General features: G+C 39.8%; 22 protein-coding genes. All 22 read left to right on the top strand.

Annotated elements, in window-relative coordinates:
* The first annotated feature begins 77 nt into the window (after window positions 1-77).
* The 22 genes from pdxS to ACNHOZ_RS16810 all read left to right on the top strand — a co-directional run bounded on the left by pdxS (window position 78) and on the right by ACNHOZ_RS16810 (window position 21,746).
* The gene (gene pdxS / locus ACNHOZ_RS16915; RefSeq protein WP_014460089.1) at window positions 78-962 is read left to right on the top strand and encodes a pyridoxal 5'-phosphate synthase lyase subunit PdxS; all 885 of its coding nucleotides are present in this window, start codon (window positions 78-80) and stop codon (window positions 960-962) included.
* Window positions 963-999: 37 nt separating this feature from the next.
* Complete coding sequence (locus tag ACNHOZ_RS16910; protein ID WP_013057065.1) at window positions 1,000-1,248, top strand: ferredoxin; 249 nt, start codon at window positions 1,000-1,002, stop codon at window positions 1,246-1,248.
* 214 nt (window positions 1,249-1,462) lie between these two features.
* Window positions 1,463-1,792 (top strand): DUF3870 domain-containing protein, encoded by a 330-nt coding sequence (locus ACNHOZ_RS16905; RefSeq protein ID WP_013057066.1) that lies wholly within the window; start codon window positions 1,463-1,465, stop codon window positions 1,790-1,792.
* 179 nt (window positions 1,793-1,971) lie between these two features.
* Window positions 1,972-2,628, top strand: coding sequence for a CoA transferase subunit A (locus ACNHOZ_RS16900; protein WP_028413338.1), 657 nt, complete (start codon window positions 1,972-1,974; stop codon window positions 2,626-2,628).
* A 1-nt stretch (window position 2,629) separates the two neighbouring features.
* The gene (locus ACNHOZ_RS16895) at window positions 2,630-3,292 is read left to right on the top strand and encodes a 3-oxoacid CoA-transferase subunit B (protein ID WP_048020906.1); all 663 of its coding nucleotides are present in this window, start codon (window positions 2,630-2,632) and stop codon (window positions 3,290-3,292) included.
* Window positions 3,292-4,473 carry a thiolase family protein gene (locus ACNHOZ_RS16890; protein WP_447697253.1) on the top strand — a complete coding sequence of 394 codons (1,182 nt, stop codon included), beginning with the start codon at window positions 3,292-3,294 and terminating at the stop codon, window positions 4,471-4,473. Before ACNHOZ_RS16895 ends, ACNHOZ_RS16890 begins: the two co-directional genes overlap by 1 nt.
* Window positions 4,461-5,846, top strand: a complete 1,386-nt coding sequence (locus ACNHOZ_RS16885) for an aminotransferase family protein (RefSeq protein ID WP_048020903.1) — start codon at window positions 4,461-4,463, stop codon at window positions 5,844-5,846. Before ACNHOZ_RS16890 ends, ACNHOZ_RS16885 begins: the two co-directional genes overlap by 13 nt.
* Window positions 5,830-7,125, top strand: a complete 1,296-nt coding sequence (locus ACNHOZ_RS16880; RefSeq protein ID WP_447697252.1) for an aminotransferase class III-fold pyridoxal phosphate-dependent enzyme — start codon at window positions 5,830-5,832, stop codon at window positions 7,123-7,125. Before ACNHOZ_RS16885 ends, ACNHOZ_RS16880 begins: the two co-directional genes overlap by 17 nt.
* Before the next feature lie 28 nt (window positions 7,126-7,153).
* Entirely contained in the window at window positions 7,154-8,611 is a 1,458-nt protein-coding gene (locus ACNHOZ_RS16875) for an aldehyde dehydrogenase family protein (RefSeq protein ID WP_447697251.1), read from the top strand.
* Between the two features lie 29 nt (window positions 8,612-8,640).
* A complete protein-coding gene (locus ACNHOZ_RS16870; protein ID WP_048020896.1) occupies window positions 8,641-10,161 on the top strand; it encodes a M81 family metallopeptidase in 1,521 nt (506 codons plus the stop codon).
* Entirely contained in the window at window positions 10,149-10,628 is a 480-nt protein-coding gene (locus ACNHOZ_RS16865; RefSeq protein WP_028413331.1) for a GNAT family N-acetyltransferase, read from the top strand. The genes ACNHOZ_RS16870 and ACNHOZ_RS16865 overlap by 13 nt, the downstream gene beginning before the upstream one ends.
* Before the next feature lie 42 nt (window positions 10,629-10,670).
* Window positions 10,671-12,080: a lysine 2,3-aminomutase gene (gene kamA, locus ACNHOZ_RS16860; protein ID WP_033578990.1), complete on the top strand. Its 1,410-nt coding sequence runs from the start codon at window positions 10,671-10,673 to the stop codon at window positions 12,078-12,080.
* 2 nt (window positions 12,081-12,082) lie between these two features.
* Window positions 12,083-12,361 carry a YokU family protein gene (locus ACNHOZ_RS16855; RefSeq protein ID WP_016764133.1) on the top strand — a complete coding sequence of 93 codons (279 nt, stop codon included), beginning with the start codon at window positions 12,083-12,085 and terminating at the stop codon, window positions 12,359-12,361.
* A gap of 101 nt (window positions 12,362-12,462) precedes the next feature.
* On the top strand, window positions 12,463-13,944 hold the full coding sequence (locus tag ACNHOZ_RS16850) for an amino acid permease (protein ID WP_338705463.1): 1,482 nt from the start codon (window positions 12,463-12,465) through the stop codon (window positions 13,942-13,944).
* Between the two features lie 239 nt (window positions 13,945-14,183).
* Complete coding sequence (locus tag ACNHOZ_RS16845; protein WP_255900898.1) at window positions 14,184-14,930, top strand: MBL fold metallo-hydrolase; 747 nt, start codon at window positions 14,184-14,186, stop codon at window positions 14,928-14,930.
* A 30-nt stretch (window positions 14,931-14,960) separates the two neighbouring features.
* Complete coding sequence (locus ACNHOZ_RS16840) at window positions 14,961-15,218, top strand: SunI/YnzG family protein (RefSeq protein ID WP_255900900.1); 258 nt, start codon at window positions 14,961-14,963, stop codon at window positions 15,216-15,218.
* Between the two features lie 39 nt (window positions 15,219-15,257).
* Window positions 15,258-15,719, top strand: coding sequence for a GNAT family N-acetyltransferase (locus ACNHOZ_RS16835; RefSeq protein ID WP_255900903.1), 462 nt, complete (start codon window positions 15,258-15,260; stop codon window positions 15,717-15,719).
* Window positions 15,720-15,909: 190 nt separating this feature from the next.
* Window positions 15,910-17,082, top strand: coding sequence for an iron-containing alcohol dehydrogenase (locus tag ACNHOZ_RS16830; RefSeq protein ID WP_048020889.1), 1,173 nt, complete (start codon window positions 15,910-15,912; stop codon window positions 17,080-17,082).
* Between the two features lie 178 nt (window positions 17,083-17,260).
* Window positions 17,261-18,466, top strand: coding sequence for an MFS transporter (locus ACNHOZ_RS16825; protein WP_338705465.1), 1,206 nt, complete (start codon window positions 17,261-17,263; stop codon window positions 18,464-18,466).
* Window positions 18,467-18,608: 142 nt separating this feature from the next.
* Entirely contained in the window at window positions 18,609-19,457 is an 849-nt protein-coding gene (locus ACNHOZ_RS16820; protein ID WP_255900908.1) for a helix-turn-helix domain-containing protein, read from the top strand.
* A gap of 129 nt (window positions 19,458-19,586) precedes the next feature.
* On the top strand, window positions 19,587-20,171 hold the full coding sequence (locus ACNHOZ_RS16815) for an NAD(P)H-dependent oxidoreductase (RefSeq protein ID WP_255900911.1): 585 nt from the start codon (window positions 19,587-19,589) through the stop codon (window positions 20,169-20,171).
* Window positions 20,172-20,483: 312 nt separating this feature from the next.
* Complete coding sequence (locus ACNHOZ_RS16810) at window positions 20,484-21,746, top strand: ATP-grasp domain-containing protein (protein WP_338705466.1); 1,263 nt, start codon at window positions 20,484-20,486, stop codon at window positions 21,744-21,746.
* Window positions 21,747-21,749 lie beyond the last annotated feature (3 nt).

The following is a 21,749-nucleotide window of genomic DNA, read 5'->3' as shown; positions in this document are numbered from 1 at the left end:
ACTAATTTCTTCTATATTTTAACACTGGCATGGAAGTTGCATAATAAGTGTTTGAACATATAAAGGAGGAATTGAATATGGTGAGAAATGGAACGGACCGCGTGAAGCGGGGAATGGCAGAAATGCAAAAAGGCGGCGTTATCATGGACGTGATCAATGCAGAACAGGCAAAAATTGCAGAGGCAGCAGGCGCTGTTGCTGTTATGGCATTGGAGCGTGTTCCAGCTGATATTCGTGCAGCAGGCGGCGTGTCTCGTATGGCAGACCCAACAATTGTTGAAGAAGTGATGAACGCTGTATCCATTCCAGTTATGGCAAAAGCCCGAATCGGCCATATTGTTGAAGCACGCGTGCTAGAAGCAATGGGTGTAGACTACATTGATGAAAGTGAAGTGCTAACTCCAGCTGATGAGGAATATCACCTTAACAAAAGTACATTTACGGTTCCATTTGTATGCGGATGCCGTGATTTAGGGGAAGCAGCAAGACGAATTGGTGAAGGTGCTTCGATGCTTCGTACAAAAGGCGAACCAGGAACAGGAAATATCGTGGAAGCAGTGCGTCATATGCGCCAAGTCAACGCTCAAGTACGTAAAGTGGTAGGCATGGATGAAGACGAGTTAATGACAGAAGCCAAACTATTAGGTGCCCCTTATGAGCTATTACTGCAAATTAAACGTGAAGGCCGCTTACCGGTTGTAAACTTTGCAGCAGGCGGCGTAGCAACACCCGCGGACGCAGCGTTAATGATGCAGCTTGGAGCAGACGGCGTGTTCGTGGGTTCAGGAATCTTTAAATCAGACAACCCTGAAAAATTTGCGCGAGCAATCGTTGAGGCAACAACCCATTATCAAGATTATGAACTCATTGCAAGCTTGTCAAAAGGGCTAGGAAGTGCAATGAAAGGAATTGAAATTTCATCATTATTACCAGAAAATCGTATGCAAGAACGCGGCTGGTAATAAGTAATAACTTTTAAACTTAGTTAGGAGAATGATCATGGGGAAATATACAATAGTCGATAAAGAAACGTGTATTGCGTGCGGCGCATGCGGAGCTGCGGCACCTGATATTTATGATTATGATGATGAAGGAATTGCGTTCGTTATCCTTGATGATAATCAAGGCACTGTTGAAGTGCCCCAAGAGTTAGAAGACGATTTAATAGATGCGTTTGAAGGCTGTCCAACAGAGTCCATCCGTATAGCAGATGAAAAGTTTGATGGCGATTCGAATAAATTTCAATAAAGCCGAATAAATAAAAAAATAGAAAGTTTTTTTAAAAGAAAAGAAGGATTTTGTCTAGAAAAGGCGAAATATTAGTTGTGTAAGAACATATCTTTTTAAAAATGAAAGCACTTACATAACTAAAAGCATATGAGTTAGTCTCATTTGACCTTTCAGAATTATTAGTGTAAATGTGCGGAGTAATTAAATAGTTTTTAAAAGGAGATTAAGGGGCATGCAAATACTGAATACAGTCATTGTGACAGGATATGCAAAAGCTCCACAGGGAACTTCCATGTATGAAATGTATAAGCATGCGGGAATTGTACTAGAAGTGGATCTGACAGAGCATAAAATTGTAAATGCTGAGTTTACGTTTATTACGGAGCTGACGCAAAATTTTTTCCGGAAGCTGCTTATTGGTTACTGCCTTGCAGATGGAATTGAACCTCTTATTGAACGTATTCAAAATTATTATTTTGCTCCATCTCAACAGGCGATTATCGTAGCGCTTCAGGCTGCAATCCAACGTTACTGGGATAATGTGAATCAAAAAATTACATAGCGTTTGGTTAGAATAAAGTGAGAAGACAACCTCTTTTCATGGTCTTATTAAAACCAAGCAGACACACACGCTTTACAAAGAATGGGGGACGTCCCTGTTTCTTTGGGGAGTCATTGTGTCCTGCTTGGTTTTTTTCGTGTAAAGCGCTGTGAAATATAAAAAGAAAAGGAGGAAACAAAATGAACAAAATCATCACGCGCGAAGAAGCAGTAGGAAAAATAACTGATGGCGCACGCATTATGGTAGGTGGATTTGGTCTTGTAGGAAGCCCGCTTAGTCTAATTGAGGCGATTGCCAAATCAAACCTTAAAGATTTAGAGATTATTAGTAATAACCTCGGTGAACCTGGAAAAGGATTGGGTATATTGGTTCAAAGAAAACAAGTAAAAAAAGCTATAGGTTCGTATTTCACTTCCAATCCTGAAGTTGTGCATGCCTATCAACAACAAGAACTTCAAGTGGAGCTTATCCCGCAAGGAACAATGTCCGAGGCTATTAGAGCAGGAGGTGCGGGCATTGGAGGATTTTACACGCCTGTGAGCGTAGGGACTCAGCTCGCTGAAGGAAAAGAAGAACGAGTATTAAAAGGAAAGAAATATGTTTTGCAAGAATCGCTGCACGCAGATGTAGCGCTTATAAAAGCTAAAAAAGCAGACCGACTCGGAAATCTTATTTACAGCAAATCAGCAAGAAACTTTAATCCAATGATGGCAACGGCCGCTGATATCGTAATTGCTGAAGTAGAAGAAGTGGTTGAAGTTGGACAAATTTCTCCTGAAGAAATTATCACTCCTCATTTATACGTTACTTATATCGTAGTGAAAGGAGAAAAATAAGATGAACGTCAAACAATATATTGCTGGGCGCGCTGCAAAAGAGCTTTGTCACGGAGATGTAGTGAACTTAGGGATAGGGATTCCTACTTTGGTTGCTAATTATATTTCACCCGATGTTCACGTGTTTTTACATTCAGAAAACGGAATTCTCGGCGTTGGCCCTACTCCTGAAGAAACCTATATAGATCCAGAGCTTGTGAATGCTGGGAAGCTTCCCGTCACGGTCTTGGAAGGTGCCTCATTTTTTAACAGCGCCGATTCTTTTGCGATGATACGCGGAGGTCATGTGAATGTATCCATTCTTGGAGTGCTTCAAGTAGATGAAGCAGGGCGAATTGCGAACTGGGCTGTCCCTGGGAAAAGTGTTCTTGGCGTAGGAGGAGCAATGGATTTATTAGAAGGATCGAAAAAAGTGATTGTGACGACTCTTCATACGAATAGTCATGGAGAGTCAAAGCTAGTTAGGAATTTAAGCTATCCGCTTACTTCAGAGCGACGAGTCGATATGATTATTACGGAATTAGCTGTCTTTTCGGTAACCGATCTTGGTCTTGAACTTCTTGAAACAGCTCCGGGTGTTTCTTTAGAGGAAGTAAAACAAAAAACAGAGGCTTCTTTTCATGTTTCTACATTGTTTAGCAAAGACAATGAGGTGACGGCATAATGGCAGTGATTGTAAATGCATTTCGAACTCCTATTGGAAAGTTTGGCGGTTCGCTTGCAGATACGCTTCCAGAAGAACTAGTCTCTCTTGTGATGAAAAACAATTTGTCTTCAGCCGGATATACATCAGAGATTGTTGATGAAATTATTGTCGGACAAACGAAACAAAGCGCTCATGCTCCTAATATAGCGAGAGTAGCCGGGCTTAAAGCTCAATTCTCTGAACGTATTCCTGCTTATACCGTGCACCGCCAGTGCGGCTCAGGCATGCAGGCTGTGATGAATGGCGCTATGTCCATTTTATCAGGTCAAGCCGAAACGGTATTAGCTGGAGGAGTGGAAAGCATGTCTCAAGCACCGCACTATATGGTAGGCACTCGTTTTGGTTTTCACGTTGGTGATTTAACACTCTATGACTCTAACACAGAAAGTCAGCCAAAATCACAGCCTGAAACGCTATACGGAACGTTTACAATGGGACAGACGGCGGAGTGGCTTGCTGAAAAGTATAGCATTAGCCGTACGGAGCAGGACGAGTTTGCTTTTTATAGTCAGGAAAAAGCTAGGCGGGCTATAGAACTTGATTTGTTCGAAGAAGAAATTATACCGGTTCCTGTAAAAGAAGGAATGAGGCATTTTGCAACAGATGAATTTCCTCGTCTTACTAGCAAAGAAAAGCTTGGTACGCTTAAGCCCGTTTTTCAAAGAAATGGAACGGTGACAGCTGGAAATTCATCCGGAAGAAACGATGGCGCTTCGATGCTGCTGATGATGTCGGAAGAAAAAGCTGAGCACCTCGGATTAACACCTATGGCAAAGATTGTGTCATTTGCCGCAGCCGGCGTCTCTCCAAAGGAAATGGGAATTGGCCCCATTTCTGCTTCGCAAATTGCTTTAACTAAAGCCGGTTTAAGCTTAAATGATATGGACTTAATTGAATTAAACGAAGCATTTGCCGCCCAAAGTATTGCTTGCTTAAGAGAATGGGACATCACATCAGAGAAAGTGAATGTAAACGGAGGAGCAATTGCGCTTGGACATCCTTTAGGCTGCTCCGGGGCAAGAATCATCACAACTCTGTGTCATGAGCTCCACAAGCAAAAGAGACGATACGGCCTTGCTACTATTTGCGTTGCAGGAGGATTAGGAATGGCGATGGTGGTGGAAAGATGGACGAAATAAAAAGAGATTATGTTTTTCATAGAGATTTAACAAAAAAGTACCCTATGATTACGCACGGTCAAGGAAGCTACTTAATAGATGAACAAGGAAAAAAGTATTTAGACGGCTGCTCCGGGGCCGTAGCGGCAAACTTAGGGCACGGCATTGTAAAAATAGCCGAGGCGATGGCTGATCAGGCTAAAAAAGCTGCGTTTGTTCATACATTACGTTTTGAAACAGATGTTTTGCATAAACTTGCAGGAAAAATCGGTAAAATGGCTCCACTCCATTTAAACAAAGTCTATTTTACATCAGGAGGATCAGAAGCCAATGAAAGTGCATTAAAATTAGCAAGGCAATATCACAGAGATGCCGGAAAGACGCAAAAACACATCGTAATCGGAAGGTGGCAGTCCTATCACGGAAATACGATAGGGGCACTATCAGCTGGAGGAGATGTAAAAAGACGATATCCTTACACACCTAATCTTTTACATTTTGCGCACGTTTATTCTCCTTATTGTCATCGCTGTCCGTATAATCGCAATCAAGAAGACTGCGTGGCAAATCAAAACTGGAGCTGCATCACCGATATTGAACGCACCATTTTAGAGCTTGGTCCAGAAAATATTTCAGCTTTTATCGCAGAGCCGATTGTAGGAAGTCAGCAAGGAGCTGTCGTGCCTCCGCTTGACTATTTCAAAAAAGTACGTGAGCTTTGCAGCAGCTATGACATTCTTTTGATTGTTGATGAAGTGATGACAGGCTTTGGGAGAACAGGAACTGATTTTGCAGTGGAACAATTCGGAATCGAACCGGATATTTTAACGTTTGGTAAAGGAGTTTCAGCAGGGTACGCTCCTTTAGGAGGAATGGTTGTTCATGACCGTCTGATTCAAGGACTGTTAGAAAATAGCGGCGGAAAATTCCTTCACGGCTATACGTACAGTGGACATCCTGTTTCGATAGCGGCAGGACTTGCTGCTTTGGACATGTATGAAGAAGTAAATATCCTTCAAAATGTAGAAACTCAAGGTGCGTATTTAATGGAATGTTTAGTAGCGCTGCAGCGCAAGCATCCGTATATTTCAGATATTCGCGGCCGCGGACTTTTAATTGGATTAGAACTAATGAAAGACGCCAATCAACAGATATTTTTCGAGCCAGGCGAAGCAGCCAGCGAAAAGCTCAATGAAATTTGTATGGAGCTTGGAGGCGTATTTTATCCAGGGTCCGGATCTGTAGATGGACATAAAGGAGAACATATCATTATTAGTCCTCCTTTAAATATAACGAAATCAGAAGTTGATGAAGTAGTGAGATTGCTAGATCATGCGTTTTCTATTTTTCATCAGCACATAAGAAAGGATGAGTCATATGAAAGTGCAAAATAAAACAGAAGAGCTTCAACTCAAAGGCAAAAAACATTTATCACACGTGATGACAAGAGTAACAGAGCTTGTTATTGAAAAAGCGCACGGTGCGAAATTTTGGACAGCTGATGGCACGGAATACATTGATTTTGTATCAGGAGTAGCTGTCAATGCAGTAGGTCATACACATGAAAAGATGGTAGAAGCGATTAAAAAACAAGCAGATCAGCTGCTTCACCTCGGTTTAAATTACGGATACTATGAAACAGCTGTGAATTTGGCGGAAAAACTTGCGCAAATTACGCCAGGAAACTTAGATACGGTTTTCTTTTCAAACTCAGGCGCAGAAGCTATTGATGGAGCGCTTAAGTTAGCAAAAGCGGCCACTGGCAGACCAGCGATTATTGCTTTCGAAGGTTCTTTTCATGGCCGTACATTAGGAGCTACAGCTATTACGGCTTCAAGCTCCAAGTACCGAAGCTACTACGAGCCGATTTTGGGAGAAGTGTATCACGCGCCTTATCCGTATCCAAGTCAGCTTCCTAATATTGACGAGGAAGAAGCGGAAGCATATTGCTTAAATCAACTGCAAAAGCTGTTTGAACTGCGAGTGGATCCTTCACGCGTAGCGGCGATTGTTATTGAGCCAGTCATGGGCGAAGGAGGCTATTACCCTGCTCCTTCTAGCTTTTTACGCGCACTGAGAGACATAGCGAATGATTATGGCATTCTGCTTATCTTTGATGAAGTGCAAACGGGATTCGGGCGCACTGGAAAAATGTTTGCCGCAGAACATGCTGGAGTCACACCAGATATTTTAGTTTTAGCAAAAGCTCTTTCCGGTGGTATGCCTTTAGGAGCGATTGTAGCAAGCCGAGAACTGCATGAGAAATGGCCAACAGCCGGACATGGTTCTACTTTTGGTGGAAATCCAGTATCGTGCGCAGCTGCTTTAGCTAACATTTCAATCATTGAAGAAGAAAAGCTTGTAGAGCGCAGTGAAAAAGTAGGTGCCGATATTGTGAAACGTCTTCAGCATTCTATCGGACATTTACCGGCTATTAAAGAGGTTAGAGGAATTGGGATGATGATTGGCATTGAATTTCATGTTGAAACAGCAGCTGCTTATGTTCCTGCCATTAAATCAAAAGCGCTGGAAAGAAGACTGCTTATCATGAACTGTGGAGTCAAAGGGCAAACCATTCGCTTAATGCTGCCGCTGAATATTGATAAAGACGTGCTGAATCAAGGGCTGTCTTTATTAGAAGAAGTCATCACAGAAGCAGTTTCAATTAACTAGCTTTTTAAATGAAAAGGAGGGTAACGATATGAGTCAAACTAAAATCGAACTGTTACAAGGAGATTTATATATTAACGGCGAGTGGGTAAGTGAAGAGGAGCAAACCTATTTTAAAAGTATAAACCCTGCAACACAAGAGCTCGTCGGAATGTGCGCAGCCGCTACGGCTAGTCAAGTCGATGCTGCCGTAAACGCGGCTAGTAAAGCCTACAGCCACTGGAAAAATATATCTATTCCTGAACGTGCAGCATTTTTAACAAAAGCAGCTGGGCTTTTTGAAAACAGAAAAGAAGAGCTAGCCCAAGTAATGACAAAAGAGATGGGAAAACCGCTATCAGAATCCATAGGGGAAGTTGGTGTCGTCATTGCAACAGCTCAGTATATGGCGGGAGAAGGAAGACGTTTGTTTGGCGAAATAGTGCCCGCTGGCTTTCCTGACCGAGATATAAAAATGGTTCGCGAACCGCTTGGAGTTGTGGCATGTATTACACCTTGGAACTTTCCTGTTTCTCTCGCTTCTTATAAAATGTTTGCCGCTTTAATTGCTGGCAATACCGTTGTCTGGAAGCCGGCTTCAGAAGTGGCGCTCTCAGCGAAGATTTTTATGGAAGTATTGCACGCTGCGGGGCTTCCAAAAGGAACGATTAACTTGCTTACAGGATCGGGCAGAATCGTTGGACAAAAGCTTGCTACGCACTCTGAAGTGAAAATCATCTCATTTACAGGTTCTACGGAAGTTGGTCAGAAATTAGCAGAAATGAGCAGCAAAACCTTAAAGCGTATTTCTTTAGAGCTAGGAGGAAAAAACGCGGTTATCGTATTAAAAGATGCCAATCTGGATAAAGCAGCAGAGGGAATCGTTAAATCAGCATTTACGACAACGGGGCAGCGCTGTACCGCAGCTAGCAGAGTCATCGTGGAGCGTTCAGTAAAAGAAGAGCTGTTGAAAAAAGTAATAGCTCTTACAGAAGAAATGAAGATTGGAAATGGTCTTGAACAAGGAGTTGTGATAGGACCGCTTGTTAATGAACAGCAGTGCCGTTTAGTAGAAGATTACGTACAAAAAGCGGTAGAAGAAGGCGGGAATATTGCGCTCGGAGGTCGTGCTTTATCAGAGTTAGGAACTTGTTATTACATGCCTACAATCATCGATAACGTCCATTCAAATCACACAATTGCTCAAGAAGAGATTTTTGGTCCCGTGCTTGCTTTTATTGAAGTAGATGGCTACGAAGAAGCAATGAGCGTCAATAATGGAACGGTGTACGGACTTTCCACTTCTATTTATACAAGCAGCTTGCACTATGCCAGCCGAGCTGCCAAAGACGCTGTTAGCGGATTAGTCTATATCAATAACGGAACATCTAATGCTGAAATGGGGGTAGCATTCGGTGGAATGAAAATGTCTGGCAACGGCCACAGGGAAGTTTCTCATCATGCATTTGATGTGATGACAGAATGGAAGTCTGTCTACACCAACTATTAATCTCGCACCTTAGCGAAAAGGAGGAGCACATGTCTTCATATCGCATTGGCATTGCCTTTTTTTATCATGAATCTCACAGCTTTAGTCCATTAAAAACAGAAATAGAACAGTTTGTACAAGAAGGATATTTTGTTGGAACGGAAATATATAAAGCATACTCAGGAACCAAAACAGAAGTAGGGGGATTTTTGGATGTATTAAAGCAAGAGAAGCAAGTAGAAATCGTTCCCCTTGTTTGTGCAGCTGCAATTCCGTCTGGGGTTGTATCTTCGGCAGCTTATTACACAATTGAAAAGCAAATGCTGCATATGCTTACTCACGCCGGCCCGCTAGATGGCTTATTAATCGCCTTGCACGGCGCAATGGTAGCAGAGCATCTTTTCGATCCGGAAGCTCATTTGTTAGGTCAAATAAGAAGCTGTATAGGAAGTGACGTTCCCATTGCTACTACGCTCGATATGCACGCAAATATCAGTGAAGATATGCTTACGTACACGCCGCTACATTTCGGTTTTAAAACATATCCTCACGTTGATATGTATGAACAAGGAGTGAACGCAGCGCGAGCGCTTTTAACACAGGTAAAAGAAAGCGCTATCTATTATGCGTCTTTAAAAAAACTGCCCATGCTTTTGCCGTCGATTAATATGCGAACAGCAGAAGGACCGATGAAAAAAATGATTGATCTTGCTAAGCAAGCCGAGCAAGAAGAAGACGTATACAATGTTTCCATTTTTGGGGGCTTTCCGTATTCTGATATTCCCATTGCGGGAGCAAGCGTGCTCGTAACAGCTTTGAATCCGGAAACAGCAGAAAAAACAGCAAATAGACTAGCTTCTCAATTTTGGAGTATAAAAGAGGAATTTATGGTAGATTTGCCTACCGTTGAAGAAGGTCTGCAAACAGCGTTAAAACGATCAAACGAACAGCCAATTGTGCTCGCTGATATAGCGGACAATCCTTTAAGCTGCGGAAGCGGTGATACAACAGAGCTTTTAGAATACATGCTGAAGCTAAATATGCCGGGGACACTGTTTGGAGGTCTTTATGACCCTGAATCTATTAAACAATGCGTGCAAGCAGGAGTTGGAAGCTACGTCTCTCTTTCCTTAGGAGGAAAAGTTTCTCCTGAGTTTGGAAAGCCCGTTGAAGTTGAAGCAAAGGTCATTGGCTTATCAGAAGGTGAGTTTTACAATTCGGGACCGTTTAATCAGCATTTAAAAGTAAATGTAAAAGGCGCAGCTCATATTCGAGTAGGAGAATTGGATATTTTGTTGATTGGAAGGCCGATATCAGCAAACGATCCTGAACTTTTTCGCCATATCGGTATCGAGCCAGCAAGGAAAAAAATCATTGGTTTAAAAGCTAAAAATCATTTCAGAGCCGCTTTTGAACCGCTTGTAGGGTCTATCATCTATGTGGATGCTCCAGGCGTAGCGTCAAATCGCTTAACGACCTTTAATTATCAGCACCTTCCAAGTCCAATATGGCCGCTGCAAGATGCAAAATATGAAAGTGAAAAAAGGAGGAAAGAAAAATGGATGCATTAAAAGAGCAGTATTATATCGAAGTCCCAGAGTCGTTAAGTCCCGCGCAGCAAAAAATGATGATTGAACTTGAAAAAGATGCGTTTCCGGGCATGGGAGCCGTTGATGAACAGACGCTTGTACCTTTAGCGCGCTACGGAAAGCTCATTCAATATTTCCAGGAAAATGACGCAAGGCCAATTGCCATTTGCGAGCTGCTTAGAGATTACAAAGATGTCACAAAAGCTTATATCTTTGGGTTCTACGTCCGCTCTGATAAACAAGGAAGCGGAATTGGACAGCTGTTCTTAGAAGAGATATTTTCGATTCTACAAAAAGATAATTTTGAAAGCGTTTGTTTGACTGTGAATGTAAAAAATGAAGGCGCTGTTAAGCTGTATAAAAAAATGGACTTTACGATTAAAGAAACGCGAGCAGGAGAGTTTGGCGAAGGAGAAGATCGCTATTATATGGTGCGGTCAATTTCTTAGTAGAACATCTATTCAAAAAATGAACCTTGGAGGGAATATAAAATGAAAAATACATTATATAAAGCAAGCAGACATTGGAAAGAAATCGAGCTTTGGAAAGATGTAACGGACGAGCAGTGGAACGACTGGGTATGGCAGCTGACAAACACGATTAAAACATTGGAAGATTTAAAGAAAGTGATTAATTTAACACCTCAAGAAGAAGAAGGCGTTAAAATTGCAACTAAAACGATTCCGTTAAACATCACTCCTTATTACGCATGGTTAATGGATGAGAATGATCCGAAATGTCCAATCAGAATGCAGTCCGTTCCTATTTCAGAAGAACTGCATAAAACAAGGTATGATTTAGAAGATCCGCTTCATGAAGATGAAGATTCACCGGTTCCTGGCTTAACGCACCGTTATCCCGACCGCGTGCTGTTTTTAGTTACAAATCAGTGCTCCATGTACTGCCGCTATTGTACAAGAAGACGTTTTTCAGGACAAATCGGAATGGGCGTTCCAAAAAAACAGCTGGATACAGCGATTAATTACATTGCAGCCAACCCTCAAATTCGTGATGTATTAATTTCCGGAGGAGACGGCCTATTAATCAATGACAATATTTTAGAATATATTTTGAAAAATTTGCGCGATATTCCGCACGTAGAAATTATTCGTATCGGTACAAGAGCGCCGGTCGTGTTCCCTCAGCGCATTACAGAAAATCTGTGCAACATCTTAAAGAAATATCATCCGGTTTGGCTAAATACGCACTTTAACACATCAATTGAAATTACAGAAGAATCAAAGCGTGCATGTGAAATGCTTGCGAACGTAGGAGTTCCAGTTGGAAACCAAGCGGTTATTTTAGCCGGAATTAACGACAGCGTGCCAATCATGAAGCAGCTTATGCATGATTTAGTAAAGATCCGCGTGCGTCCTTACTACATTTATCAATGTGATTTATCAGAAGGAATCGGCCATTTCCGTGCGCCAATCAGCAAAGGGCTAGAAATTATGGAAGGACTTCGCGGCCATACGTCCGGCTATGCAGTTCCTACGTTTATCGTGGATGCTCCTGGAGGAGGCGGTAAAATTCCGCTGCAGCCAAACTATATTATTTCTCAAAGCTCCAATAAAGTGGTGCTTCGAAACTTTGAAGGTGTTATTACATCTTATCCGGAGCCGCAAAATTACCAAAGTGGAAGCGCAGAAGAATTTTATAAAAAAGTATATCCTGAAGTATTTGAAAAATTTGAAAGCAACGGTGTTCTTTCGATTATTGATGATACAAAGTTCAACTTAACACCGGAAGGTCTAAACCGTCTTGACCGCCGGAAAACGTATGACCAAAATCCAGAGCATAGCTCTTTAAAAGACAAGCGTGAAAAGCGCGATCAATTAAAAGAGAAAAAATTTGAAACGCAAATGAAAAAATATGAAACGGCGGGAGCGAAGGAGGAATAATATTGAAATGTCAATGGTGCGAATCCTATGAAGCGAAAGAGACGGATGCAACGGTTTATTGGGAGCTTCCTGACGGCACAAAAGCCATAGAAATTAAAGAGACGCCTTCCATTACATGTTCAGAATGCGGAATTACGTATCAAACAGATGCAACGGTTGGACACATTGAAGATCAACTGTTTTTAATCAACACCTCTGCCTTAGAAAAAAGTGTAACGTACGAACAGCTTATGAGCCTGCCTCGTCTATTAAAACGAAACTATTTTGATTTTTCAAAGTAAGCAATGAAGGGTCCATCTCCTGCTTTTTGTGGGAGATGGATATTCTTATACGCTTTACGTTAAACATGTGCGCATAGTTCATTTATAAAGGTGGGATAAGTATGGAAGCGGTCGATATAAATCGTAATGAAGAAGAAAAAAAGCAGGACGATAAGCATATAAAACGCCATTTAAAAGCACGTCATATGACCATGATTGCCATTGGAGGATCAATCGGAACGGGCTTATTTCTAGCTACCGGATCATCCATCCAAACTGCTGGACCTGGAGGAGCGCTGATTGCTTACGGGGCCATTGGAATTATGGTTTACTTTCTCATGACTAGTCTTGGAGAAATGGCCACGTTTATGCCGGTATCAGGTTCTTTTTCAACGTACGCCAGTCATTATGTAGACCCAGCTCTCGGCTTTGCGCTCGGCTGGAACTACTGGTTTAACTGGGCTGTTACGCTCGCTGTAGAAATAGCTGCTTCTGCTATTATTATGAAGTTTTGGTTCCCTGATGTGCCAAGTATTATCTGGAGCGCTTTGTTTTTAGGCTTAATTTTTTTACTTAATTTCCTATCTGTAAAAAGCTATGGAGAATCTGAATATTGGTTTGCTCTCGTAAAAGTAGTAACCATCATTGTGTTTATCGGAGTGGGCCTTCTGACCATATTTGGCATTTTCGGCGGTGAATATATCGGTTTTAAAAACTTTACATTAGAAGAAGCGCCGGTCAACGGCGGATTTCTGTCCGTACTAAGCATTTTCTTTATCGCGGGATTTTCTTTTCAAGGTACAGAGCTAGTCGGCATTGCGGCGGGGGAAAGTGAAAACCCTCAAAAAAATATACCAAAAGCCATTCGCCAAGTCTTTTGGCGCATCCTTCTATTTTATATTGCAGCCATTGCTGTAATTGGGCTCATCATTCCTTACACAAGTCCATCTCTTCTAGGAGGAGATGTGGATAACATTGCTGTTAGTCCATTTACGCTTGTTTTTGAAAAAGCAGGAATTGCTGCAGCTGCTTCGGTGATGAATGCTGTTATTCTTACATCCGTTTTATCAGCCGGAACATCTGGTTTATATGCTTCTACGCGAATGTTATGGTCAATGGCCAATGAAGGGCAAGCGCCTAAAGCGCTTCGGAAAATTAATCGTCGAGGAATTCCAGTAAATGCGCTTGTTTTAACCACTATTATTGGCGGTCTTGCCTTTTTAACATCCGTTTTTGGTGATCAAATGTATATGTGGCTTTTAAACGCTTCAGGTATGAGCGGATTTATTGCGTGGATTGGTATTGCCGTCAGCCACTATCGTTTCCGAAAAGCATATGTTGCTTCAGGACAGGATCTAAATGATCTAGCCTATAAAGCAAAATGGTTCCCTCTAGGTCCTGTTCTTGCATTTGGAATGTGCCTCATTGTTATTTTAGGACAAAACTATCAAGCGGTACTTTCCGACAAAATTGATTGGTACGGCTTAACGCTCTCCTACATTGGCCTGCCTCTCTTTTTAGCGACGTGGTGGGGATATAAAATAGCAAAGAAAACCAAGGTTGTACCTTTGTACGAGTGCATTCAAAAAGAGGATAAGAAATAAAAAGGCCATAGTGGCTAACGACAAAGAAAAAAGGTGAACCCCGGACAGTGGGGTTCACCTTTTCATTTATAAAAATCGATTATTTTACACTCTATTATACAAATATCATATCATAAAAAGTGATTTTTTTCCAGTCTGGTTTTTATTTTGTTTATTGATAAAATTCAAGAATACCACTGCATGCTAAGCAATTGTGGAGGTTGGAAATCTTTGTACTTTAATAAGAAAAGGGGTTCGTAATGAGAATTTCTGCAGGTGTTGAGATGCTACAGTTGACTGCCAGAGCTTTTGACCAAGATATAATATTAAATCCTACGTTAGTTTGGAATAACGATGAAGCTATTCTAATTGATACAGGAATGCCTGGGCAAACCGATCAACTGAAAGAGATCTTGGGTGAATTGAATATATCTATTGAACAGCTAAAAGTAATTCTTCTAACGCATCAAGATCTAGATCATATAGGGTGTGCGACTGATATACGAAAAAAATCAAATGAAAATATCATCGTATATGCTCATGAATTTGATAAGCCGTATATTGAAGGGAAACTTCCGCTTATTAAAACGAATGCTAGTCAAATGAGTAAAGAAGAACTAGCAGCTATACCTGATGAAATAAAATATTTATATAAAAATCCTCCAAAAGTTGAGGTAGATACAGTATTAAAAGAAGATCAACTGCTTCCATATTGCGGAGGCATTGAAGCTATTTTCACTCCCGGACACACGCCTGGGCACGTTAGTTTTTATTTGAAAAAATCAAAAACGCTGGTTGCCGGAGATGCTCTAGTATTGGCAAATGGACAGCTAATGGAACCTGTTAAACAAACGACCTTAAATATGGACCAAGCAGTTCAATCACTTGAAAAGTTTTTAAACTATGAGATCGAGCATGTTATTTGCTATCACGGAGGCTATTTTCAAGGCTGTCCGAAAGAAGCGATTTTAAGGATAAAAGAACACGTTGCAGAGAGACAAAGTTAAGATAAATAGAAACCAAAGGGGATGGATAAAATGTTTACACCAACTATTAGCGTTCAAAAAATAAATGATAATCTCATTATAAAATGGCAGCTTGCACACTTTACGATTCCGTTAGAAGACATTCTTGAAGTAACGGAAGATGACACGTACGGAGGCAAAGAAGCAAACGCCATTCGAATCGGCCCTCCGTATGGAACGGCTGACCGCATCTTTATAAAAACGACCAATAAAAACTATCTGTTATTTACCTCAAACGCACCGGCTATATTAAACGAAATAAATTCATAACGACCACTACTAAATACGAGATATATAGGAGAGAAAAAATTGAAGATTAGCCGTACTTTCGATGCTGATACAATTGCCAAGCTTAATCAGTCTGTTCATCAACTGCATGTAGAATTATCCCCCGAGCGCTTTCAAATATATGATTTTCAGAAGATACATGAATTTTTTAAGAAAGTGATGGAAAACGATAGGTTTATCTTTCTTTTAGCAGAAGATGAAGGACAGCATGTAGGATTCGCTTGGGTTGAAATAAAACAGTATTCAGAAACAGTGTTTAAAAAAGCTTACAAGTCAATTTATGTTCATCAAATAAGTATCGCAGAACTCCACAAAAACAAAGGGTTTGGTTCAATTTTGATGAAAGAAATTTATAGCATTGCCCGTACTCAAGACATAAATACAATTGAGTTGGATTACTGGAGTGACAATACGGTTGCGGAGAGCTTTTACGAAAAAGAAGGCTTTGTTACGTATAGAAAAATGGTTTATAAAGAGCTTTAAAGAGAGCATTTACTTGCTCTCTTTTTTATGTCTAGGAAGCCATTTTCTTCATTTTAATCACTCAACAAAACAAAGTACGCGCTTTGAGAACTTAACTCTTGAAAAATTTTTGTTTTACATTTATACTTACATTCTTGTTCGCGTAATGCGACAACTTACTTTATATTCAACTAGGAGGTATACAGATAGTATGGAAAATTTCATTTATCACAATCCCACAAAACTAATCTTCGGAAAAGATCAGCTTCAAGCATTATCAGAAGAACTCCCGAAATACGGAAAAAATATTTTGCTTGTATACGGTGGAGGAAGCATTAAGAAAAACGGTTTATATGATCAAGTTCTTACGCTGTTAAAAAAGCTAAACGTAAACATACACGAGTTAGCGGGAGTAGAACCTAACCCTCGATTATCTACGGTACGAAAAGGAATTGAAATTTGCCGAAATGAAAACATTGACTTCATGTTAGCAGTCGGCGGAGGAAGCGTTATTGACTGCACAAAAGCAATCGCTGCCGGAGCTGAGTATGAAGGCGACGTTTGGGATATTATTAACAAAAAAGTAACGGCTACAAAAGCACTGCCGTTTGGCACGGTATTAACATTGGCAGCAACAGGTTCTGAAATGAATCCTGATTCTGTTATTACGAATTGGGAAACAAATGAAAAATACGTTTGGGGAAGCGCCGTTACGCACCCTGTATTTTCTATCCTAGATCCTGTGAACACGATGTCTGTTCCTAGAGATCAAACTATCTACGGCATGGTAGACATGATGAGTCATGTGTTCGAACAATATTTCCATAACGTGAAAAACACGCCTTTACAAGATCGTATGTGCTATTCCGTATTACAAACAGTAATTGAAACAGCACCGAAATTGCTAGAAGATCTGCAAAGCTACGAACATCGCGAAACGATTTTATATTCCGGAACAATCGCATTAAACGGAACACTTCAAATGGGATACTTTGGAGATTGGGCTTCACATACAATTGAACACGCGGTATCAGCAGTATATGACATTCCTCATGCGGGCGGTTTAGCAATCCTATTCCCAAATTGGATGCGACACGTTGTAGATCAAGATGTAACTCGTATGAAACGCGTCATGACAAACATGTTTGATATTGAAACTGCAGGTAAAAGTGACAAAGAAATTGCGTTAGAAGGAATCGATAAGCTAAGCGCTTTTTGGTCAAGCCTTGGTGCACCTTCTCGCTTAGCAGATTACGATATCGGAGAAGAGCGACTAGATGAAATTGCTGGAATTGCTGCTCGTGAAATGGAGCACGGAGGTTTCGGTAACTTTAAGAAACTAAATAAAGATGATATTTTAGCTATTTTAAAAGCATCACTATAAGGTGAATAGCAAAAAGAAGGAGACATAGATCTCCTTCTTTTTGTTTTATCTTATAAATGATTGGAACTTAAGTAGCGTATGGAGAAATTTTTTTCTAGGATTTCAGTTAACAACCAAAGAAAAACCTTTATAATTAAGTACAGAAAGAAAGTTTTAGAGAATTTAAGGGAGTGGGAAGATGAAAAAATTTGCGCTAGCTTCATATGCGCTTTATTTGTTGGGCGGATTAGTCATTACAGCCGTAGGATCCGTCTTACCGCAATTGTTAACACATTACCATGTGTCTTATACAGTTGGCGGGCAGCTTGTATTAGTAGGTTCTTTAGGATTTTTGATAGGAGTTCCACTATCTTCTTTTCTATTAGGACGCTTTAGCGAAATGAATTTACTTACAATTTCCGCATTAATGATAGCGCTATCACAAATAGGTATGCTTTTATTGCCTCCATTTGAGTGGATTATCGTATTCAATTTCTTAAATGGTATTGGTGTAGCGGCCTTGGAAGTAGTTGTAGCTACTTTAATGATGGAAGTATTTATCGGTAGAAGAGCTATTGTTATGAGTTATTTAGAAGTATCATTTGGCCTGGGTGCGCTGTTGATGCCGTTAATAGCTAGCTTATTGATTTCACAGAACAGCTGGAGGTATTCATTTTTTATAACCAGTATACTAGCTTTACTAATGGTTGTAGTCTGTAAAATGATTCCTTTTAAAAAAGAGACTGTTTCAACTTCAGAAAGCGGTGCTTCAGACGCCAACTCAGAACCTGCGCCTGTGCTTGCTAAAAATCAAAGATGGAAAATACTCGCTCTTTTTAGTGTAATGATTTTTATGTACGCCGGAGTGGAAAGCAGCATGAATAATTTTCTTTCGTCTATTTTTATCGTGTATCTAGATGTAATTCCATCACAGGCTACTTTAAGCATAAGCGTTTTTTGGGTGGCTATGCTAATAGGACGAGTAGCTACTGGATGGGTTATTCGAATCGTTACATACGAACGCTATCTTTTTGGCAGCATTGGAGGAACAATTGTGAATTTAGTGCTGTTTATCTTGTTAAAAGAAGCAGTAGCAGGCTATATTTTATTAGCGTTTTTAGGGCTTGCAATGTCAGGTATCTATTCGATAACGATGGTATATGCTAACCATACGTTTACCGGATCTGCTCGTATTGTCACCAGTTTAATTACTGGTTTTTCAGGGCTTGGAGGTGCTGTTTTCCCTGCGCTTATTGGCTTTACTATGGACGCAAGCGGCATTACCTCAGCGCTTTGGTACATAACAGCTTTTGCATGTTTATATCTTCTAGCGCTCTGTATCATTTTTTTCGTTCAGCGGGGTGCAAAACAGAAATCTAATAACCATTTACAGGCTATGAAATAAAGAGTTCGTCATAAAAGAAGTGAATCTATGGTTCACTTCTTTTTCTTTTTATTCTCTCTTTCGTTATAGTAATCAAAAAGGGTTCACATAAATTCAAACTAAAAAGTAAAAGATGGATATCTCTATAAAAAAGGAGCGCTATATGAAAGAAGTGAAGTTTAACTCAAATGACGTTTTGAGTCAAAAACAAGAAAATATTCAAATTATAAAAGCAGCAAACGTGCAGCCTCAACAAGCACGTGAAACGTTGGATAAACATTTGCTTCTTCTTCACCATACCGCTAAGCCTGTTGCGATTCAAGAAACAGTAGCAGACAGCTTTCATGGAGGAGTAGCGTTTAAAAATGATATCAACTTTATTCCTGCGGGAGCTGACAGCACTTGCGAGTGGAAAGAACCGTTATCTTTTTTACGTGTTGAGTTAAATCCTCAAATCGTTAAAGAAATAGCTGATAAAGAAAGCTTATCTTCTAGCCTTGATCTAAGCTATTATCTTAGAAATCAAGATCATAAAATGCAGCAGCTTCTTTTGTGGCTTAATGAAGAAGTCGAACATGGGAATCCTCAAGGAAAACTTTACATTGACTCAGTTACAAATTTAATTATTTATCACATTTTAAAACAGCATAACGATAGTCAATCCAATTTTCTTAGTAAGACGCCGGGACTTGAGCATTTAAAAATAGCGATGGAATACATGCAAGATCACTATGCTGAATCTATTACATTAGATGAGTTAACTCGTTTATCTAATTTAAGTTCCTCTCATTTCATTAACAGCTTTAAACAAACGCTAGGCGTAACGCCCCATCAATACTTGCTTAAGATTCGAATTGAAAGAGCAAAAGAAAAATTACAAAGCTCTAGTTTGCCGCTTAGTGAAATCGCTTATGAATTAGGTTTTACAGATCAAAGCCACTTCTCAAGGCACTTTAAGAAAATAACCGGAATCTCCCCGCTTAAGTGGAAACAAAATTTTGTACAAAAATAACCGAATTTTGTACAAGAAAACGACTTAAATATCTCCTAAAATAAACGTGTAAAGGAATTTAAGAGGAGATGTTTAAGTGAAAATCATCTCCGTACTATAAAATTCATACACAGTATAGGAGAGATCATAATGAAAGTATTAGTAAATATATTTCACCCTAATCTAACAGAATCTAATGTTAATAAAGCGTGGGTGAAGCGATTAGAAAAGGAAGATGTCACGGTTAATAATATCTATGAGCGCTATCCGAATTGGGAAATTGATGTAGAAAAAGAGCAAGAGCTTTTATTAAAGCATGACCGCATCGTTTTTCAATTTCCTTTTTACTGGTATAGTACGCCTCCGCTAATGAAGAAATGGTTGGACGATGTATTAACTTTCGGCTGGGCATACGGCACGAATGGCACCAAACTGCATGGAAAAGAATTTGTATTGGCAATTTCAGTAGGAGGTCCGCAAAAGTCATATAGAGCAGGAGGTTATAACAACTATACGATTAGTGAGTTAACAAAACCACTGCAACAAACGGCTAACTTAACGGGGATGAAGTTTCTTACTCACTTTGTTCAATACAATTCAGTTGTTGCTACGGAAAAAGAAATCAGTGAAAGTGCGGAATGCTTAGTTCAGCATATAACAGATCCCGGATTAAACCCGGACGTCGCTTTAAAAAGAATACTAAATGAGATGGCTGAAAAAGATGTAACTTTATAAATGGTTACTATCTATTTTAATAAAAAACATAAAAAAGAAAGGTTGAACCTAGGTTAACCTTTCTTTTTGTTATAAAAATTCTCATTAATTTTTTTCTAACAATATCTTTATAATCAAATAGCAAAATTCCTGCTTTTAATTTCGCCTTAGTACTAACCCTATAAACCATTCTTTTCTTTACCTTTTACCAATATATTAAATATTCTATATATTCCTAATGTTATATAAAATTAAATTGACAAATATATGAAGCGGTCATTAGAATTTAGTCATCGAACAGTGAAGAGCTGTTTAAAAGTAGGGGGGAAGTACATGCCATTACAAAATAAGCATCTAGCAGTTGTGTTACAAAATACATATTTACCGTTTATTTTTGAAGAAGCAGAAGCTCTCGGAATTAAAGTGACGTTTTTTTATAACCAAGAAGAAGTAGAACCTAAGCACCTTAAAAACGTACAAAGATTCATACCCATTGATTTATTTCACACTCCGGACAAAGCCCTTGAGATTATTAGAGCAGAGCATCACAAAAATCCTTTTGACGGCATTATGACATTATATGAGCCTGCATTAGAGTTTGTATCTCAGTTGACAGAAGAGTTAAACTTACCGGGCTTATCACCGTTTGTGATCAGTAACTGTCGCAACAAGCAGAAAATGAGAGAGGTTTTAAAAGATAATGATCTTAACACTCCGTATTTTAAAGAGGTTGAAAATACGGAGGAATTAACGAATCTTTCAATGCCTTATCCTGTCGTAGTAAAACCTTCTAACGGATTTTCCAGTCAAGGTGTATCACGAGCGAATAATAAAAAGGAACTGATTTACAGCATAGAAAAAGTAAGACGCGTAAATGAAGAAGACCTAAGTAAATTCACAAAAAATAAAACGAGCATGGTAATTGAACAATTTATAGACGGCCCAGAGTTTGCTATTGAGACGTTTTCTGTAGAAGGAGAGGTTTGTGTACTCTCTATAGGCTACAAAGGAAATTCCAAAGGGCCTTTTTTTGAAGAAGGTGTTTATATAGCTCCAGCTCCCCTAGAAGAAAACGTTTTGGAATCTATTTCGCAAGAAGCAGCTAGGGCAGCAACCGCTTTAGGGATTGAGAATGGCCCCGCCCATATTGAATTACGCTTGGACCCAGCGGGAAAACCTTATGTGATTGAAATAGGAGCGCGCATTGGAGGGTCTGGGATTTCTCATTATATCGTAAAAGAAAGTACAGGTATTAACTATATCGAGCTAGTTTTTCACTATGTATTAGGATTAAAACCTCCTGTATTAAAAAAGGAAAGAAAACGAAAGAAAGTGGTGGGCAACTACATTATCCCTGTGCAAGGCCATGGGATTTTTAAAGAAATTCGAGGCTTAGAAGACGTGCGTAGAGACACTGAAGTAAAAAGGGTTATTCAATTTATAACTGAGGGGACAGACATTTTACCATATCCGCACTTTTCAGGTTACCCTGGATTTATTTTAACCACTCATGACTCTTATTCCGACTGTGAACAGTATTACAGCTATTTGGATAACAAAGTAAAAATCGTTTATCAAAATAAAGTAAACGCATAGGGG

The sequence above is a fragment of the Priestia sp. D51 genome, from assembly GCF_053345675.1.
Note: the sequence above shows the minus strand (reverse complement) of the source record. Positions and strands in the feature narration are given on the sequence as shown.

What these genes read in the sequence shown, in the direction of transcription:
- pdxS (WP_014460089.1), top strand. Translation starts at nt 78, where the DNA reads ATGGTGAGAAATGGAACGGACCGCGTGAAGCGGGGAATGGCAGAAATG.
- ACNHOZ_RS16910 (WP_013057065.1), top strand. Translation starts at nt 1,000, where the DNA reads ATGGGGAAATATACAATAGTCGATAAAGAAACGTGTATTGCGTGCGGC.
- ACNHOZ_RS16905 (WP_013057066.1), top strand. Translation starts at nt 1,463, where the DNA reads ATGCAAATACTGAATACAGTCATTGTGACAGGATATGCAAAAGCTCCA.
- ACNHOZ_RS16900 (WP_028413338.1), top strand. Translation starts at nt 1,972, where the DNA reads ATGAACAAAATCATCACGCGCGAAGAAGCAGTAGGAAAAATAACTGAT.
- ACNHOZ_RS16895 (WP_048020906.1), top strand. Translation starts at nt 2,630, where the DNA reads ATGAACGTCAAACAATATATTGCTGGGCGCGCTGCAAAAGAGCTTTGT.
- ACNHOZ_RS16890 (WP_447697253.1), top strand. Translation starts at nt 3,292, where the DNA reads ATGGCAGTGATTGTAAATGCATTTCGAACTCCTATTGGAAAGTTTGGC.
- ACNHOZ_RS16885 (WP_048020903.1), top strand. Translation starts at nt 4,461, where the DNA reads ATGGACGAAATAAAAAGAGATTATGTTTTTCATAGAGATTTAACAAAA.
- ACNHOZ_RS16880 (WP_447697252.1), top strand. Translation starts at nt 5,830, where the DNA reads ATGAAAGTGCAAAATAAAACAGAAGAGCTTCAACTCAAAGGCAAAAAA.
- ACNHOZ_RS16875 (WP_447697251.1), top strand. Translation starts at nt 7,154, where the DNA reads ATGAGTCAAACTAAAATCGAACTGTTACAAGGAGATTTATATATTAAC.
- ACNHOZ_RS16870 (WP_048020896.1), top strand. Translation starts at nt 8,641, where the DNA reads ATGTCTTCATATCGCATTGGCATTGCCTTTTTTTATCATGAATCTCAC.
- ACNHOZ_RS16865 (WP_028413331.1), top strand. Translation starts at nt 10,149, where the DNA reads ATGGATGCATTAAAAGAGCAGTATTATATCGAAGTCCCAGAGTCGTTA.
- kamA (WP_033578990.1), top strand. Translation starts at nt 10,671, where the DNA reads ATGAAAAATACATTATATAAAGCAAGCAGACATTGGAAAGAAATCGAG.
- ACNHOZ_RS16850 (WP_338705463.1), top strand. Translation starts at nt 12,463, where the DNA reads ATGGAAGCGGTCGATATAAATCGTAATGAAGAAGAAAAAAAGCAGGAC.
- ACNHOZ_RS16845 (WP_255900898.1), top strand. Translation starts at nt 14,184, where the DNA reads ATGAGAATTTCTGCAGGTGTTGAGATGCTACAGTTGACTGCCAGAGCT.
- ACNHOZ_RS16840 (WP_255900900.1), top strand. Translation starts at nt 14,961, where the DNA reads ATGTTTACACCAACTATTAGCGTTCAAAAAATAAATGATAATCTCATT.
- ACNHOZ_RS16830 (WP_048020889.1), top strand. Translation starts at nt 15,910, where the DNA reads ATGGAAAATTTCATTTATCACAATCCCACAAAACTAATCTTCGGAAAA.
- ACNHOZ_RS16825 (WP_338705465.1), top strand. Translation starts at nt 17,261, where the DNA reads ATGAAAAAATTTGCGCTAGCTTCATATGCGCTTTATTTGTTGGGCGGA.
- ACNHOZ_RS16820 (WP_255900908.1), top strand. Translation starts at nt 18,609, where the DNA reads ATGAAAGAAGTGAAGTTTAACTCAAATGACGTTTTGAGTCAAAAACAA.
- ACNHOZ_RS16815 (WP_255900911.1), top strand. Translation starts at nt 19,587, where the DNA reads ATGAAAGTATTAGTAAATATATTTCACCCTAATCTAACAGAATCTAAT.
- ACNHOZ_RS16810 (WP_338705466.1), top strand. Translation starts at nt 20,484, where the DNA reads ATGCCATTACAAAATAAGCATCTAGCAGTTGTGTTACAAAATACATAT.